This is a genomic window from Bacteroides sp. GD17, assembly GCF_038448625.1.
GTDB lineage: Bacteria > Bacteroidota > Bacteroidia > Bacteroidales > Bacteroidaceae > Bacteroides.
Window position 1 is genome coordinate 418,488 of the sequence record NZ_JBCEZS010000004.1, and the last position, 16,552, is coordinate 435,039.

At 52.2% G+C, this 16,552-nt stretch carries 14 protein-coding genes; 10 read left to right on the forward strand and 4 right to left on the reverse strand.

Annotated features, from left to right (window positions below; genetic code table 11):
* Positions 1-4 precede the first annotated feature (4 nt).
* From AAE250_RS08865 to AAE250_RS08875, 3 genes are read right to left on the reverse strand one after another with little or no spacing between them, the layout of a single operon-like run.
* Positions 5-970, reverse strand: a complete 966-nt coding sequence (locus AAE250_RS08865; RefSeq protein ID WP_294596506.1) for a phosphatase PAP2 family protein — start codon at positions 968-970, stop codon at positions 5-7.
* Entirely contained in the window at positions 961-1,968 is a 1,008-nt protein-coding gene (locus AAE250_RS08870; RefSeq protein WP_294596509.1) for an NAD-dependent epimerase/dehydratase family protein, read from the reverse strand. Before AAE250_RS08870 ends, AAE250_RS08865 begins: the two co-directional genes overlap by 10 nt.
* A 2-nt stretch (positions 1,969-1,970) precedes the next feature.
* Entirely contained in the window at positions 1,971-2,870 is a 900-nt protein-coding gene (locus AAE250_RS08875) for a cation diffusion facilitator family transporter (protein WP_446715743.1), read from the reverse strand.
* 173 nt (positions 2,871-3,043) lie between these two features.
* Between AAE250_RS08875 and rnr the strand changes: the two genes are divergently transcribed.
* Positions 3,044-5,191 (forward strand): ribonuclease R, encoded by a 2,148-nt coding sequence (gene rnr, locus AAE250_RS08880; RefSeq protein WP_294596516.1) that lies wholly within the window; start codon positions 3,044-3,046, stop codon positions 5,189-5,191.
* A 20-nt stretch (positions 5,192-5,211) separates the two neighbouring features.
* Positions 5,212-5,688: a pyridoxamine 5'-phosphate oxidase family protein gene (locus AAE250_RS08885; protein ID WP_294596519.1), complete on the forward strand. Its 477-nt coding sequence runs from the start codon at positions 5,212-5,214 to the stop codon at positions 5,686-5,688.
* Positions 5,689-5,960: 272 nt separating this feature from the next.
* Here AAE250_RS08885 and cysK read toward each other — a convergent pair whose 3' ends face one another.
* Positions 5,961-6,908, reverse strand: coding sequence for a cysteine synthase A (cysK, locus tag AAE250_RS08890; RefSeq protein ID WP_294596522.1), 948 nt, complete (start codon positions 6,906-6,908; stop codon positions 5,961-5,963).
* Positions 6,909-7,116: 208 nt separating this feature from the next.
* On the opposite strand from cysK, the gene epsC reads away from it, so the two are divergent.
* From epsC to mnmD, 8 genes are all read left to right on the forward strand, one after another.
* Positions 7,117-8,016, forward strand: coding sequence for a serine O-acetyltransferase EpsC (epsC, locus tag AAE250_RS08895; RefSeq protein ID WP_294596525.1), 900 nt, complete (start codon positions 7,117-7,119; stop codon positions 8,014-8,016).
* Positions 8,017-8,063: 47 nt separating this feature from the next.
* Complete coding sequence (locus tag AAE250_RS08900; RefSeq protein ID WP_294596527.1) at positions 8,064-9,608, forward strand: THUMP domain-containing protein; 1,545 nt, start codon at positions 8,064-8,066, stop codon at positions 9,606-9,608.
* 86 nt (positions 9,609-9,694) lie between these two features.
* On the forward strand, positions 9,695-10,294 hold the full coding sequence (locus AAE250_RS08905; RefSeq protein WP_294596530.1) for an ORF6N domain-containing protein: 600 nt from the start codon (positions 9,695-9,697) through the stop codon (positions 10,292-10,294).
* The gene (locus AAE250_RS08910) at positions 10,272-12,614 is read left to right on the forward strand and encodes a S9 family peptidase (RefSeq protein ID WP_294596532.1); all 2,343 of its coding nucleotides are present in this window, start codon (positions 10,272-10,274) and stop codon (positions 12,612-12,614) included. The genes AAE250_RS08905 and AAE250_RS08910 overlap by 23 nt, the downstream gene beginning before the upstream one ends.
* Before the next feature lie 118 nt (positions 12,615-12,732).
* Positions 12,733-14,007: a phosphoribosylamine--glycine ligase gene (purD, locus tag AAE250_RS08915; RefSeq protein ID WP_294596535.1), complete on the forward strand. Its 1,275-nt coding sequence runs from the start codon at positions 12,733-12,735 to the stop codon at positions 14,005-14,007.
* A 40-nt stretch (positions 14,008-14,047) separates the two neighbouring features.
* Entirely contained in the window at positions 14,048-15,043 is a 996-nt protein-coding gene (locus tag AAE250_RS08920) for a hypothetical protein (RefSeq protein ID WP_294596538.1), read from the forward strand.
* Positions 15,028-15,507 (forward strand): YqaA family protein, encoded by a 480-nt coding sequence (locus AAE250_RS08925; RefSeq protein ID WP_294596540.1) that lies wholly within the window; start codon positions 15,028-15,030, stop codon positions 15,505-15,507. Before AAE250_RS08920 ends, AAE250_RS08925 begins: the two co-directional genes overlap by 16 nt.
* Positions 15,508-15,644: 137 nt before the next feature.
* On the forward strand, positions 15,645-16,310 hold the full coding sequence (mnmD, locus tag AAE250_RS08930; RefSeq protein WP_294596545.1) for a tRNA (5-methylaminomethyl-2-thiouridine)(34)-methyltransferase MnmD: 666 nt from the start codon (positions 15,645-15,647) through the stop codon (positions 16,308-16,310).
* Positions 16,311-16,552: the final 242 nt, after the last annotated feature.

Below are 16,552 nucleotides of genomic sequence, written 5' to 3' on the forward strand. Positions count from 1 at the left end.
ACCGTCATTTGAACATCGGCTGCGCAAACCAGCGCTTAAACATCCACGTAGCCACCATATAGAGCAAGAAGGCGGAGAGGAAACCGGCAATGGCATCAATCAGATAATGCGCCTGGATGTACACCGTAGCACCGCAAAGCAGCAGATAGAAAGGAAACAGGCAAGCAAACAAACGTCGGTTGCCACGCCACGCCATAATCATCAGGATGGTAGATATGCCGACATGCGAACTGGGAAAAGCCGCCGTAGGACGCTCACCCACCTGCTGGGAACCTTCTACCAGGTTGTAAAAGAAGCCATGCTCATATCCGGGTCCCGGAAGAAGCTCCTGGTGATGATGGAAATAATCGCCGATAGAAGGGAATATGCCCCGCGCCACATTATCGTCGCCGATGGCGGGGAAATAGAATTGCGGCCCGGCAACCGGAACGAAGATATAAATCAGATAATAGATAAAGAAAGCGGTGACAATGACGAACGACACCTTCTCGAACAACTCGAAACGGCAGAAGAAGTACCATAGCACCACCACCAGAATCATCGGATAATAAGAGAAGTACCCCAGATTGAACGGCTCGCTCACCCACATCTGCGGGAGTTTGGCACAGAACCACACCGCCGGTTGTCCGCCGAATATCCATTGCTCCGCCGAAGCAAAGACATGGTCGAGATTGGGGAAGATCCGGTTGAACTCGAACGTATCGGGATACCAATAGGAAAGCAAGGACATCTGAATGGCTATGCGCACAAAAGCGGAGAACTTGCAAGGCGCCAGGCGGTAAAGATACATCAGCAGGAACGTCATACCGGCAATCACGGCACGGTCGATGAGCATCTGCAACGGATGGTCCATCTCCTGAAAGAGAAACAGAATGAGAATCGAAGTCAACAGATTGTATATCAGTGTTATCTTCTCAACTGCAAAAAGCCCTTTGCGGGTTTCTACCTTTTTAAATAAATCTAAAGCCATCCTTCTTCCTTATACCAGGCGATTGTTTCCTTTACTCCCCGTTCCAAATCGTACTCAGGATGGTAACCCAGCTCCTTGACGGCCGGAGTAATGTCACATTGCCAGTTGCGTTGTTTCATTATTCTATACTTGTCCGAATTGAGCGTACTGGTTTTGTTCTGCCGCTTCGCCCAGAATTCAGCGAGCAAAGATACTAACTTTAAAACAATTAACGGACATCTGAAGCGAATAACAAACGGATTGCCCAATTCTTTTCGTATCAAGTCGGAGAATGTACGGCTCTGATACACCTTTCCGTCTGCCAGGAAGTAGGCGCGGCGAACCACTTTCTTTTCGATGCCGAGGAAGACGGCCTGCACGATGTCTTTGACATATACAAACGTGAGATCCTGGCGACGGAAGCCGACAGACAGGTCCGTATGTTTTTTGATGGATTTCGCCATCAGGTAGTAATCTTTCTCGCGTGGCCCGTACACTCCCGTGGGGCGATAGATGACGTATGGAAAGCCGGGGATGCTTTGCAGATAAAGTTCCGTCTTCAGTTTGCTGAGCCCGTAGGCCGTATTTGGAAGGGGGACATCGCTTTCCGAAATCGGTTCGTAGTCCTTCTCGCGAACGGGGCCGAATACACTCAGCGTGCTGACGAAGATGAATTGCTTGGGTATCATGTTCAACTCTCTCAACGTATCTACGAAGTATTTCGTCTGAAGGAAGTTCACCCGGTCGAATTCGTTCTTGTCCAGACACTTGGTGACACCGGCGCAATGGACGATGTAATCGAACTTGTTGTAAGTCCCCTTATGCCCGGAAAGCTGGGCGCGGAGTTCGTTGGGATGGGCAAAGTCCAGTTCAAGGATATGTATCTTGCGGTTCTTCAGATACTCGCGGCTACTGGACGAACGAATGCCCGCCCACACACCAAACTTGCGCTTCAACGCTTCTTCCACGATGAAACTCCCGATAAATCCACTTGCTCCTGTAATTAAGATACTTTCCATGATTACTTCGTTGGTTCTACATGAATACTGACAAGCGTGCTCCGTCCGAATTGCTCTCTCAACTTGTCTTCAATCGCCGTTGCCGTGCGGTGGGCTTCCTCCAATGATATCTTGCCGTCCATGCGCACATGCACCTCGATGGCGCAATAACTACCGATACGCCGGGTACGGAGATTATGAGGCGAACTGACACCGGGAAAAGACAGAATCGTTTCCTTCATCCTGTTCTCCATCTCGGCAGGTAGCGACTTTTCCAGCAACTCATCTACACAAGGAATCAGTAACTGCACAGCCACTTTCATAATGAAGAAGCTGACTATCACCGCCGCCGCCGGATCCAGCACCCGCCAATGACTGCCCAGAAGAATGGCTCCGCCGATACCGATTGCCGTACCTATGGACGAAAGCGCATCACTCCGGTGATGCCACGCATTGGCTATGACCGCCTGCGAGTTCAACTTCTTTCCCTTGAATACGGTATATTGATAAAGCGCTTCTTTGAAAACGATGGAAACAAGTGCAGCCACCAGCGCCAGCATACCGGGCTCCTGCAAAGATCCACCCCGCAGGAAGCGGTAGATGGACGAAGCTCCGTTCCAGAAGATGCCAAATCCCACAAACAACAAGAAGATGCCGATAATGGCGGTTGCCAACGTCTCGTACTTGCCATGTCCATAGTCGTGGTTTTCATCTTCAGGCTTGGCGGATATGCGCACGAATACAATGACGATGATATCCGTAACAAAGTCCGACAAAGAGTGGACGGCATCTGCCAGCATAGCGGCACTATGCCCTGCAATACCTGCAAAAAACTTAAAAACAAGCAACAGGAAGTTTACGATACTCCCCACTATTGTCACCCGGTAAATACCTTTTTCACGTAGGATGTCTTCTTGGTTCATGGCTTGCATTTTCATGTTGCTTTTTGCTAAGTCGCTGCAAATATAGTACATAAATCTGTTACGTGTAGCCGTTCTTCCATTATTTTGAGTCTGATAAGAACATTTTGGGGAAAGATTGAACTACCGAAAACATTTATTTGTTTACTTTGCAGGAGAAGAAATACATTATCATTATGGCCAAGAAGAAAGAAAAGAAAGCCGGCAAACGCATGAAGAAGAAAGAGCTTGTTGCCGCCCTTATGGAGTTTTTCCATTCGAAAACCGACGAAGTTATGTCCCTGAAATACATTTTCGAGCAACTGCACCTCACCACGCATCCCCTGAAGATGCTATGCATGGACATCTTGTCCGAACTCTCGATGGACGACTACATCACGGAAGTAGATAAAAATAAATACAAGCTCAACAACCACGGCGTAGAAATGACCGGCACCTTCCAGCGCAAGAGCAACGGAAAGAACTCCTTCATCCCCGAAGGCGGCGGCGACCCGATATTCATCGCCGAACGCAACTCGGCACACGCCATGAACAACGACCGTGTGCGCATCGCCTTCTACGCCAAACGCCGCGGACGCGAAGCCGAAGGCGAAGTAATCGAAATACTGGAACGAGCCAACGACACCTTTGTAGGCACGCTCGAAGTAGCCAAATCGTACGCCTTCCTCGTTACTGAGAACCGTACGCTCGCCAACGATATCTTTATCCCCAAAGAAAAGCTGAAAGGCGGAAAGACAGGCGACAAAGCCATCGTCAAAGTAGTAGAATGGCCCGATAAAGCCAAGAACCCCATCGGCCAGGTGATCGACATCCTGGGCCGTGCCGGAGACAATACCACCGAGATGCACGCCATCCTCGCCGAATTCGGCCTACCCTACGTCTACCCCGCCGCCGTAGAGAAAGCCGCCGACAAGATACCTGCCGAGATCTCCGCCGAAGAAATAGCCCAGCGCGAAGACTTCCGCGGCGTCACCACCTTCACCATCGACCCCAAGGATGCCAAGGACTTTGATGACGCCCTCTCCATCCGACGGCTGAAAGACGGACTGTGGGAAGTAGGCGTACACATTGCCGACGTCACCCACTACGTGAAAGAAGGAGGCATCATCGACAAGGAAGCCGAAAAACGCGCAACGTCCGTTTATCTGGTAGACCGCACCATCCCCATGTTGCCCGAACGGCTCTGCAACTTCATCTGCTCCCTCCGCCCCGACGAAGAAAAACTGGCCTACTCCGTCATCTTCGAAATCACGGAGAAGGGAGAGGTGAAGAACTCGCGCGTAGTACATACGGTCATCAAGAGCGACCGCCGCTTCACCTACGAAGAGGCGCAGGAGATTATCGAAACCGGACGGGGAGACTTCAAGGAAGAAGTGCTTCAGCTGGACAAGCTCGCCAAGATACTCCGCGAAAACCGCTTCAAGGCAGGCGCCATCAACTTCGACCGCTACGAAGTGAAGTTCGAGATAGACGAGAAGGGCAAACCCGTCAGCGTCTACTTCAAAGTATCGAAGGATGCCAACAAGCTGGTAGAAGAATTCATGTTGCTTGCCAACCGCACCGTAGCCGAGAAGATAGGCCGCGTGCCCAAAGGCAAGAAAGCCAAAGTATTACCTTATCGTATCCACGACCTTCCCGACCCGGAGAAGCTGGACAACCTCGCCCAATTCATCGCCCGCTTCGGCTACAAGCTACGCACCGGCGGAACAAAGACGGACGTTTCCAAGTCCATCAACCATCTGCTGGACGATATCCAAGGGAAAAAAGAAGAGAACCTGATAGAAACCGTCTCCATCCGCGCCATGCAGAAGGCACGCTACTCCGTGCATAACATCGGGCATTACGGACTGGCATTCGACTATTATACGCACTTCACCTCGCCCATCCGCCGCTTCCCCGATATGATGGTGCACCGCCTGCTCACCAAGTACCTCGACCAGGGCGGCCGTAGCGTGTCCGAACAGAAGTACGAGGCACTCTGCGAGCACAGCAGCTCCATGGAGCAGATAGCGGCCAATGCCGAACGTGCTTCCATCAAGTACAAGCAAGTAGAATTCATGATGGAACACCTGGGACAGACCTACGACGGCGTCATCTCCGGCGTAACGGAGTGGGGACTCTATGTAGAACTGAACGAGAACAAGTGCGAAGGCATGATTCCTATCCGCGACCTGGACGACGATTACTACGAGTTCGACGAAAAGAACTATTGCCTGCGCGGACGCCGCAAGAACCGCACCTACAGCTTGGGAGACGCCATCACGATCAAGGTGGCACGCGCCAATCTGGAGAAGAAGCAGTTGGACTTTGCACTGGTGGAATAGACGTACCTTTAATTTATCTTATGAAGACAATCACTATTACAGACCCTGCACAAATAAAAGAGATCATCAACAAATGCCCCTATTGCATGGTCGGCATTACCGACGCGGAAGGCAATCCGTACGTAGTCCCCATGAACTTTGCCTACGAGGACGGAGTGATTTACCTGCACTCCGGTCCCGAAGGCAGCAAGATAGAATGGGCAACGTTTCACCCCCGGGTATGTATCACCTTCTGCGAAGGACACGAGTTGGTGTATATGCACAAGCAAGTGGCATGCAGCTACAGCATGAAGTCGCGTAGCGTCATTTGCCGCGGCAAAGTACATTTCATCGAGGATATGGAAGAAAAACGCCAGGTGCTCGATATCCTTATGAAGCAATACACGGAGAATGAATGCAGATATGCCGAACCTGCCTTGCGCAACGTAAAAATTTGGGAAGTGAAGATAGAGGAAATGACGTGCCGATCGTTCGGACTACGCCCGAGCGAAGTCTAAAAGCGTGCTACCATTATCTGTTAGTTATGCGAATCAGTAGTTAAATGATAATTTAGTGCGTGCGTGATAACAAGTGTATCTCAAACTCCTCCGCCTGAAAGGGGAGGTGCCCGCTTGCGGGCGGAGGGGTCTTACATAAATAGAAAGCAACTTTGTGCAAGTCCCTTCGGATGTGAAACCCCTCCGCCCTACGGGCACCTCCCCTTTCAGGCGGAGGAATTTAAGATACTCCGGTAAATTTCCATTTATATGCTGATTCGCATTAGTTATATTTAGAGCGGGTACTCCTCGAATGCATACAGCAACGTCGAGAGATAGCGTTCTCCCGTATCGGGCAGCAGGGCTACAATCGTTTTCCCTTCATTCTCCGGCAACCGGGCCAGACGGGCGGCAGCGGCAACGGCGGCACCGGAAGAGATGCCGACAAGCAGTCCTTCGTACTTTGCCAACTCGCGTCCGGTGCGGATGGCGTCGTCATTGGATACCTGCAACACTTCGTCTATCACTGCGCTGTTGTAGTTCTTCGGTACGAAGCCTGCGCCGATACCCTGTATCTTGTGAGCTCCGGGCTTACCGCCCGAGAGTACGGGAGAATCTTCCGGCTCCACGGCTACTATCCTGACCTTCGGATTATGCGCTTTCAGAGCAGCGCCTACCCCGCTCACCGTTCCGCCCGTACCCACACCGGCAACGAAGATATCGACCCGGCCATCCGTATCGCGCCATATCTCCTGCCCTGTGGTACGCTCGTGCATGGCAGGATTGGCAGGATTATCGAACTGCTGGAGAATGAGCGAACCGGGAGTAGCTGCCTGCAACTCTTCGGCACGGGCAATGGCACCCTTCATGCCGTCGGCACCGGGAGTCAGCACCAGTTCCGCACCAAGTGCTTTCAGGAGGTTACGACGCTCCAGACTCATTGTGTCGGGCATGGTCAACGTCAGTTTATAGCCTTTGGCGGCGGCCACAAAGGCCAGTCCCACACCGGTATTCCCACTGGTGGGCTCGATGATGGTGGCGCCGGGGGCCAGCAGGCCTTTCGCCTCGGCATCTTCTATCATGGCGAGGGCCACGCGGTCTTTCACGCTTCCGGCGGGGTTAAAATACTCCAGTTTGGCAATGACATGGGCACGCAGGCCTTTCTGCTTGTTGTAATTGTTCAGCTCCAGCAAGGGAGTGTTGCCTACCAGGTCGGTAAGGCGTTGGGCTATCTTCTTCATAACTTATAAGTTTTTCAACCCCTCACCGTATTCTTCTTTTTTGTTCAGGAGAGTGAGGAGTTTTTCATTAAGACAAAGGTAGTGCGGAATTGGTTCACCCAAAATACCACAAATATGGTAAATCCGTACTATAAATGAGGGATATGTAGGATATTTGGCGAGTATTTCTTACCTTTGTTGCCACTTTTAAAACTTAAGGATATCACGAATGAGTCCACTCAACTTTACCCACATTTTGACACAGGCAGTCGATGAGCTATCGGAAAGCGAATCTTACAAAGGACTGTTTCATCAGCATACGGACGGCAACCCGCTGCCTTCGGCAAAAGTCCTGTATGACATCATCGAACTGGCACGTGCCATCATCTTCCCCGGATATTTTGGAAACTCCACGGTCAATAGCCGTACGGTAACCTACCACATCGGCGTCAACGTAGAGCGTTTGTTCGACCTGCTGACGGAACAAATCCTTGCCGGCCTTTGCTTTGCCGGAGACGGCGAATGCAGTTGTTGCACCGAGCTCCAACGGGAAGAAGCCGCCTTGCTGGCTGCCAAGTTCATCAGCCACCTGCCGGAGATGAGACGCGTACTTGCCACCGATGTGGAAGCGGCCTACAACGGCGACCCTGCCGCCCATTCGTTCGGCGAGGTCATCAGTTGCTATCCTGCCATCCGTGCCATCAGCAACTACCGCATTGCGCACGAGTTGCTGAAGTTGGGTGTACCCCTCATTCCACGCATCATCACCGAGATGGCGCATAGCGAAACGGGCATCGACATCCATCCGGGAGCCGAAATCGGTGGTTTCTTCACCATCGACCACGGCACGGGTGTGGTTATCGGCGAGACGTGCATCATCGGTAACAACGTGAAGTTGTATCAGGGTGTCACCCTCGGTGCCAAGAGTTTCCCGCTGGACGAAGACGGCAAGCCCATCAAGGGCATTCCGCGCCATCCGATATTGGAGGATAACGTCATTGTCTACTCCAACGCCACCATACTGGGACGCATCACCATCGGACAAGGAGCCACCGTGGGCGGCAACATCTGGGTGACGGAGGACGTACCGGCAGGAGCACGGATCGTACAGACGAAAGCTAAAAAGTAACTAAGAGAGTCAATAAGACAAATCAAAACAACATAGTAAATAAATAGATGAGCGAACAATCTTTTGAAATGATTGCCAAAACCTTCCAAGGACTGGAAGAGGTATTGGCGAAAGAACTTACCGCACTGGGAGCCAACGATATTGAAATAGGACGCCGCATGGTGTCTTTTAGTGGCGACAAAACAATGATGTACAAAGCCAACTTCTGCCTGCGTACAGCCATCCGCATTCTGAAACCCATCAAGCACTTCACGGCCAAAGACGCCGACGAAGTCTACGAACAGATCAAGGCCATCCATTGGGAAGACTTCCTGGACACAGACAAGACTTTTGCCGTAGACGCGGTTGTATTCAGCGAAGAGTTCCGCCACTCCAAGTTCGTCTCATACAAGGTGAAGGATGCTATCGTGGACTATTTCCGCGAGCAGTCGGGCAAGCGTCCCAGCGTGCGCATCAACAAGCCGGACGTGTTGCTGAACATCCACATCGCAGAAACCAGATGTACCCTTTCGCTCGACTCCAGCGGTGAGTCCCTGCACCGTCGCGGCTATCGCCAGGAAGCGGTAGAAGCTCCCCTGAACGAAGTGCTGGCTGCCGGCATGATACTGATGACGGGCTGGAACGGCGAATGTGACCTGATAGACCCGATGTGCGGTTCGGGTACCATTCCCATCGAAGCGGCTCTGATTGCCCGCAACATTGCTCCGGGTGTATTCCGCAAGGAGTTTGCCTTCGAGAAGTGGGTGGACTTCGACCAGGAGTTGTTCGACGAGATTTATAACGACGATAGTCAGGAACGCGAGTTCACTCATAAGATATACGGCTACGACAACAGCCCGAAGGCAAACGAGATTGCTACGTATAACATAAAGGCCGCCGGAGTGAGCAAGGATGTAGTGTTGAAGCTGCAACCCTTCCAGCAATTCGAGCAACCGGCGGAGAAGTCCGTCATCATCACCAACCCTCCTTACGGAGAACGTATTTCGACCAACGACTTGCTGGGCTTGTATTCCATGATCGGCGAGCGCCTGAAGCATGCGTTTACCGGCAATACGGCCTGGATTCTTTCCTATCGCGAAGAGTGTTTCGACCAGATCGGTCTGAAGCCTACCACCAAGATACCTTTGTTCAACGGTGCCTTGGAGTGCGAATTCCGTCAGTACGAGATATTCGACGGTAAGTACAAGGAGTTCCGCGAGGGCGGAGAAGAGCTGAGCAAAGAGCTTAAGCTGGCTTCGGGAGAGAGAAGGGAAGTGAGAACCCGCGAGAGAAGAGAGCCCGGCAGGGAGAGACGTGAGTTCGGAGGAGAACGCCGTCCGCGCGAGTTCGGTGGAGAAAGACGTGAGTTTGGCGGAGAGCGCAGACCGAGGGAATTTAATTCAGGAGAGAAGCGGGAATTCAGACCGAGAGAAGGACGTGACTTCAAAGACGGGGAAAGACGTGACTTCAAGCCCCGCGAATATCGTCGTCCGGCAGATGGCGAGAGAAGCTTCCGAGGCGAAGACAGGAACTTCCGGGATGGGGAAAAACCGAGAGGGGAATCTTATCCGGAAAGGAAGAGAAGGGAGCTCAAGGAGAAAGGAGAAGAGTAAAGTGGGTGCAATTTGTGACGAGTTACTTGCTAAATAACTGAAAGACAGTATAAGGTTCCAAATTGTCACCTTAAACACGGTAAATAATGGATGAGTTAATCATTATTGAAAACAAGATATACGAAATCAGGGGGCAGAAGGTGATGCTGGACTTTGATTTGGCGGAGATGTATGAGATAGAAACTAAACGCTTAAAAGAACAAGTACGACGGAATATTGAACGATTTCCTGAGGATTTTATGTTTAGACTGACCAATTCAGAGGCTAACTCATTGATTACTAATATAAGGTCGCAAAATGCGACCTTATCAGATGATTGGTTTCGTTATCCCCCTTTCGCCTTCACCGAACAAGGCGTCGCCATGCTCTCCGGCATCCTGCGAAGTCCTAAAGCGGTTGAAGTCAACATCAACATCATGCGTGCTTTCGTCCACATGCGGCAATATCTCCTCTCCCATGCCCCGAAGCAAGAGTTGGAAGAGCTGAGAAAGAGAATAGAATATCTGGAAGAAGACGTATCTTCGGACAGAGATAGCTACGAGAGACAGTTCGACGAACTCTTCTCCGCCTTTGCCAAATTGAGTGCAGCTGTTCAAGTGAAGAGCTCCCCATGCGGAAGAATAGAAATTAAAGGATTCAGAAAAGACAATAACAATAAAGATAATGAATGCGAAGCAGATAAATAAGAGCCTCCCGGCATTGCTGATAGCAATGTCCGCTCTGTTTACAACAAACGTTATGGCACAAGAAACAAATGTCGGCGGGCGCGAGCTGAAGAAGCTGACACTGGAAGACTTATTCGCCGGAGGTGAGACTTACCGCCCGATTGAGAACAAGGAGTACCAGTGGTATGGCGACGCTGCCTGTCTGGAATTGGGTACCGACCGTATAGAAGGCACCTGGGCGGTGAACGGTCCCGGAGTGAAAGCAGGCAAGAACTTTACCGCCCTCACCCTGGAAGAGGCCAACAACCTGCTGGCAGAGAAGGAACTGGGCAAATTGCGTAACTTCCGGGCTACAAAAGCCGTCAATACCACCCGAAACGTCAACCTGGGAATCCAAATCCAGATAGACCCGCTTCTGCTTCTGAACACCGGCACACACCGCGCCCTCATCAACTGGAAAAAGAAAGAGTTGTTGTGGAGCCAGCCTTGCCCCGAACAGGCCGCAAACGAAGACTGGAACGAAGTAAGCCGTCACCTGGCCTATACCCTCAAGAACAACCTCTACGTAATGACCGCCGACGGACAAGTACAGCAAGTGACCAACGAACCCGAAGGCATCGTCTGCGGACAATCGGTGCACCGCAACGAGTTCGGCATCTCCAAAGGCACCTATTGGAGTCCCCGGGGAGACAAGCTCGCCTTCTACCGCATGAACGAAAGCATGGTGACGCCCTATCCTTTGGTAGACATCACTCCGAGAGTGGCTTTAGTCGATAAGGTTCGTTACCCGATGGCAGGCATGCTCAGCCACCAGGTGAAAGTAGGCATCTACAATCCGGAAACACAAAAGACCGTTTACCTGAACGCCGGCGATCCCAAAGACCGCTACTTCACCAACATCAGTTGGGCACCGGACGAGAAGAGCCTCTTCCTGATAGAGCTGAACCGCGACCAGAACCACGCCAAGCTCTGCCAATACGATGCTGAGACAGGCGAACTGATGAAAGTGCTCCTCGAAGAGAGACACACCAAGTACGTGGAACCGCAGAACCCCATCCTCTTCTTGCCCTGGGACAGCAACAAGTTCATCTACCAGAGCCAGCGCGACGGCTTCAACCACCTGTACCTCTACGACCTGAAGAAGCTCGCAGAGCAAAGCGCCCGTCCTCTCACTGCCGAAGAAGCTGAGAACCTGTGGAAGCAAGTGAAAAAAGCCGGAAACGGAAAAGGCACCAAAGAGGCAGCAGGCATACAGCTGACGCAAGGCGAATGGATGGTACAGAAGATTGTAGGTTTCAACCAGCAGACGCGTAGCATCATCATCCAAAGCACCGAAATCTCCCCACTTCAGAGCAACATCTATGCCGTCTCCCTGAAGAATGGGCAACGAAGCCTGATAGGAAATGACGAAGGCGTGCATGCCGCACAGATATCCGGCTTTATGGGCACCAGCCTCGTAGACAAAGCATCTTCGCCCACTTGCCCCCGCATCATAAAGCTGATGTCCACCAACCCGAAGAAGGAGAAGGAATACACCTTGCTGACTGCCCCGAACCCCTACGAAGGCTTCGACCTGCCCAGCATCGAAACCGGAACCATCAAGGCTGCCAACGGAAAGACCGACCTGTACTACCGCATCACCAAGCCTGCCGACTTCGACCCGAACAAGCAGTACCCTGCCATCGTCTACGTCTACGGCGGACCGCACGCACAGATGATCACCAACGGCTGGCTGAACAGTGCCCGCCCCTGGGACATCTACATGGCAAACAGAGGCTACATCATGTTCACCCTCGACAACCGCGGCAGCAGCAACCGCGGACTGGAATTTGAAAATGCCACCTTCCGCCACCTCGGCATCGAAGAAGGCAAAGACCAGGTGAAGGGAGTAGAATTCCTGAAGAGCCTGCCATACGTGGACGCCAACCGCATCGGCGTGCATGGCTGGAGCTTCGGCGGACACATGACGACGGCACTGATGCTGCGCTATCCCGAGATATTCAAAGTAGGTGTTGCCGGAGGACCGGTCATCGACTGGAGCTACTACGAAATAATGTACGGCGAGCGATATATGGACACCCCGCAGAGCAACCCCGAAGGCTACAAGGAATGTAACCTGAAGAACCTGGCGGGCAACCTGAAAGGCCATCTGCTCATCATCCACGACGACCACGACGATACCTGCGTGCCCCAGCACACGCTTTCCTTCATGAAGGCTTGCGTGGACGCCCGCACCTATCCCGACCTCTTTATCTATCCCGGACATAAGCACAACGTCATGGGACGCGACCGCATCCATCTGCACGAGAAGATAACGAGGTATTTTGAAGACTATCTTTGATGTAAGAAGAAAGAAGAGAACAAAAGAGAGAATAAATCATTAAGTATAACAATCTGTACAACTTACCTGACGCCCCACAGCGCAGCCAAATTGTACATTGTAAATTGTAAATGAACCCATGAAAGTATTATTATTAGGCTCAGGAGGCCGCGAGCACGCTTTGGCATGGAAGATAGCCCAAAGCCCGAAAGTAGAGAAGTTGTACATCGCCCCCGGTAACGCCGGAACAGGCGCGGCAGGCGAGAATGTGAACATGAAAGCCACCGACTTCCCCGCTATCAAAGCGTTTGCCCTTGAACAGAAGATAGATATGATTGTAGTAGGCCCCGAAGACCCGCTGGTAGAAGGCATCTTCGACTACTTCAAGGGAGACGACGCCACCCGCCACATCGCCATCATCGGCCCCTCGGCCAAAGGCGCTACGCTGGAAGGCAGCAAGGAGTTTGCCAAAGAATTCATGCAACGCCACGGCATCCCCACCGCCCGCTACCGGAGCGTCACGGCACAAAACCTGGACGAAGGACTGGCTTTCCTCGAAACACTGGAAGCTCCCTACGTGCTGAAAGCCGACGGTCTGTGTGCCGGCAAAGGCGTACTGATTCTTCCTACTCTGGAAGAAGCTCAAAAGGAGTTGAAAGAAATGCTCGGCGGTATGTTTGGCGATGCCAGCGCCACGGTGGTCATTGAAGAATTCCTCAGCGGCATCGAGTGCTCCGTATTCGTGCTGACGGACGGACACCACTACAAAGTCCTCCCCGTAGCCAAAGACTACAAGCGCATCGGCGAAGGCGACAAAGGCCTCAACACCGGCGGTATGGGCAGCGTCACCCCCGTACCTTTTGCCGACGAAGTGTTTATGGAGAAAGTACGTACCCGCATCATCGAACCCACCGTCAACGGACTGCTCGAAGAAGAGATTACCTACCAGGGCTTCATCTTCCTCGGACTGATCTGCGTAAAAGGCGAGCCGATGGTCATCGAATACAACGTCCGCATGGGCGACCCCGAAACCGAAAGCGTCATGCTGCGTATCAAGAGCGACCTGGTGGAACTGCTGGAAGGCGTGGCCCAAGGCAACCTCGACCAATGCACGCTGGAGCTCGACCCGCGTACAGCCGCCTGCGTCATGCTGGTGAGCGGCGGATATCCCGAGGCTTACGAAAAAGGCAAGGTAATGACCGGCTTCGAGCAGGCAGCCCGGACGGACAGCATCCTCTTCCACGCCGGCACCGCCCTGAAGGACGGAGAGATAGTGACCAACGGCGGACGCGTCATCGCCGTCTGCTCCTACGGAGAGACGAAGGAAGAAGCCCTCGCCAAGAGCTACAAAGTAGCCGATATGATCAGCTTCGAGAAGAAGTACTTCCGAAGAGACATTGGGTTTGACCTCTAAATGAATGTACATTGTACATCGTAAATGGTAAATAAACAAGTTGAGAACAAAGAGATTTCAGAACCGGATAACCACGGGCCGCTTCACGCTGCCCTCTGCCATCTTGATATCAGCGGCCTGCTGGTTGCTGACGGCCGTCTTGCTACCCGATATAGAAACACAAAAGAGCAGTTACCCGCTGTGGGAGACATTCTGTAGTTTCTGCATCCCCGGCTGGGCCGACCGTATTTGCAGTTTCGTCCTGTACAGCATCATCGGTTACTTCCTGATACAGCTGAACAATACGTTCGCCATCATCCGCATGCGCGCATCGGTGCAGACGTCCGTCTACTTCCTGCTGATAGCAGTATGCCCCAGCATACACATACTGTATGCGGGAGACGTGGCAGCTGCCGCGTTCCTTATCGCTCTGTTCTTTCTCTTCAAGAGTTATCAGCAGGCACGCCCCACGGGCAACATTTTCCATGCCTTTGTATTCATCGGACTGGGCAGCCTTCTCTTCCCGCAACTCATGCTGTTCGTTCCCATCTTCTGGATAGGAGCCTACAACTTCCAGTCGCTCCACCCCAAGAGCTTCTTTGCCTCACTGGTGGGTTGGAGTGTGCCTTACTGGTTCTTGCTGGGACACGCCTTCTTCTACGGGGAGATGGAACTGTTCTACCAACCCTTCCGGGAATTGGTGACGTTCACACCTATCCGGTTCGACTTCCAGCCGTGGGAACTGGCTACCCTGGGATATCTGTTTGTTCTGTTCATCGTCAGTTCGGTGCACTGCCTGGTGGCGGGTTATGAAGATAAGATACGCACACGGAGCTATCTGCACTTCCTCATACTGCTGAACTTCTGCATCTTCATCTACCTGATACTGCAACCGGCGTTGGGTGTTCATCTGCTATCACTGCTGCTTATCGGCACCAGCATTCTGGCAGGACACCTGTTCGTACTGACCAGCAGCCGCAGTTCCAACATCTTCTTCATCTGTGCACTGGCCGGACTATTCATTTTATTTGGATTCAATATATGGACGCTTTTGTAGATACACTCATACATCTCTTGATAGACTGGGGATATTGGGGCATGTTTGTCTCCGCGTTGCTGGCCGGCAGCGTCATCCCGTTCAGCTCCGAACTGGTGCTGGTAGGGTTGATACAGTTGGGGTTGAACCCGGCAGGCTGTGTGATGGCCGCCACGGTGGGCAATGTGATGGGTGGCATGACATGCTACTACATGGGTCACCTGGGCCGCGTGGACTGGATAGAGAAATATTTCAATGTAAAGAAGGAAAAGATAGACAAGATGCAACGCTTCCTCCAGGGCAAGGGTGCACTGATGGCTTTCTTCGCCTTTCTGCCCATCATCGGCAGTGTTATCTCCATTGCGCTGGGCTTCATGCGCAGCAACGTGTGGTTGACGGTGACGTCGATGTTCGCAGGAAAGCTGATACGATACATCGTGATAGTGCTGGCCATGCAAGGGGCGATTTCGATGATTGGCTCGTAAGGAGTTGACAGACACTTGTGTCTGTCCTGACAGACGCCAGTGTTTGAGCCGACAGACACCAGTGTCTGTCGTGACAGAGGCCAGTGTCTGAGAAGACAAAGACCAGTGTTCAACAAACGAGATATAAACAACTGTAAATGAAACGTATAATAGAGACAACCGAAGACGGAAGCGCAACACTGTTTGTGCCGGAACTGAATGAGCATTATCATTCGGTGAAAGGGGCACGTACGGAGTCGCAACATATCTTCATCGACATGGGGTTGAAGGCAAGCACTGCCCCGGCACCGCATGTTCTCGAAATAGGCTTCGGCACGGGACTGAATGCGCTGCTTACGCTGGAAACAGCCGAGGCGGAGCATCGGCATGTCCATTATACCGGTATCGAGCTTTATCCGCTGGCATGGCGAGAGGTGGATGCGCTGCACTACAGCGATCATCCGCTGTTCCAGGCATTGCACCGGGCACCGTGGATGGAGGATGTTGCCCTCACTCCTTACTTCACGTTGCAAAAAGTGCAGGCAGATGTACAAACAATAGACAGCAGCCGCTTGTTAATGATTAATAAATCTCCGTTCGACGTTGTCTATTTCGATGCCTTTGCACCCGAGAAGCAACCGGGGATGTGGGAGGAAGATATTTTCCGGACTCTCCACGCTGCAATGAGCATCGGCGGAGTGCTGACTACCTACTGTGCCAAAGGAGTGGTGCGCCGCATACTGCAAGCCGTAGGTTTCAGGGTAGAACGGCTCCCCGGCCCTCCGGGAGGAAAACGGGAGATACTGAGGGCGAGGAAAGAATGAAAAATAAAGGTTTCCATTCGGATTACTTGCGCAGCAAGCCTGAAGGGCTTTCAGCTACTTAGTGCAGCAAAGCCTGAAAGGCTTTTATCTATTAGCCCAGGGCAACGCCCTGGGTTTAAGAACGCCCCTCATCTTACGCCCTGAAAGGGCATAAGATTGTATAACGAACGGGCTTTTGCCCTTTCAGGGCGCAGAGATAGGAGCGCATTATTACCCAGGGCGTTGCCCTGGGCTAATAGATA

What these genes read in the sequence shown, in the direction of transcription:
- AAE250_RS08870 (WP_294596509.1), bottom strand. Translation starts at nt 1,968, where the DNA reads ATGGAAAGTATCTTAATTACAGGAGCAAGTGGATTTATCGGGAGTTTC.
- AAE250_RS08865 (WP_294596506.1), bottom strand. Translation starts at nt 970, where the DNA reads ATGGCTTTAGATTTATTTAAAAAGGTAGAAACCCGCAAAGGGCTTTTT.
- AAE250_RS08885 (WP_294596519.1), top strand. Translation starts at nt 5,212, where the DNA reads ATGAAGACAATCACTATTACAGACCCTGCACAAATAAAAGAGATCATC.
- rnr (WP_294596516.1), top strand. Translation starts at nt 3,044, where the DNA reads ATGGCCAAGAAGAAAGAAAAGAAAGCCGGCAAACGCATGAAGAAGAAA.
- epsC (WP_294596525.1), top strand. Translation starts at nt 7,117, where the DNA reads ATGAGTCCACTCAACTTTACCCACATTTTGACACAGGCAGTCGATGAG.
- AAE250_RS08905 (WP_294596530.1), top strand. Translation starts at nt 9,695, where the DNA reads ATGGATGAGTTAATCATTATTGAAAACAAGATATACGAAATCAGGGGG.
- mnmD (WP_294596545.1), top strand. Translation starts at nt 15,645, where the DNA reads ATGAAACGTATAATAGAGACAACCGAAGACGGAAGCGCAACACTGTTT.
- AAE250_RS08910 (WP_294596532.1), top strand. Translation starts at nt 10,272, where the DNA reads ATGAATGCGAAGCAGATAAATAAGAGCCTCCCGGCATTGCTGATAGCA.
- AAE250_RS08925 (WP_294596540.1), top strand. Translation starts at nt 15,028, where the DNA reads ATGGACGCTTTTGTAGATACACTCATACATCTCTTGATAGACTGGGGA.
- cysK (WP_294596522.1), bottom strand. Translation starts at nt 6,908, where the DNA reads ATGAAGAAGATAGCCCAACGCCTTACCGACCTGGTAGGCAACACTCCC.
- purD (WP_294596535.1), top strand. Translation starts at nt 12,733, where the DNA reads ATGAAAGTATTATTATTAGGCTCAGGAGGCCGCGAGCACGCTTTGGCA.
- AAE250_RS08900 (WP_294596527.1), top strand. Translation starts at nt 8,064, where the DNA reads ATGAGCGAACAATCTTTTGAAATGATTGCCAAAACCTTCCAAGGACTG.
- AAE250_RS08875 (WP_446715743.1), bottom strand. Translation starts at nt 2,870, where the DNA reads ATGAACCAAGAAGACATCCTACGTGAAAAAGGTATTTACCGGGTGACA.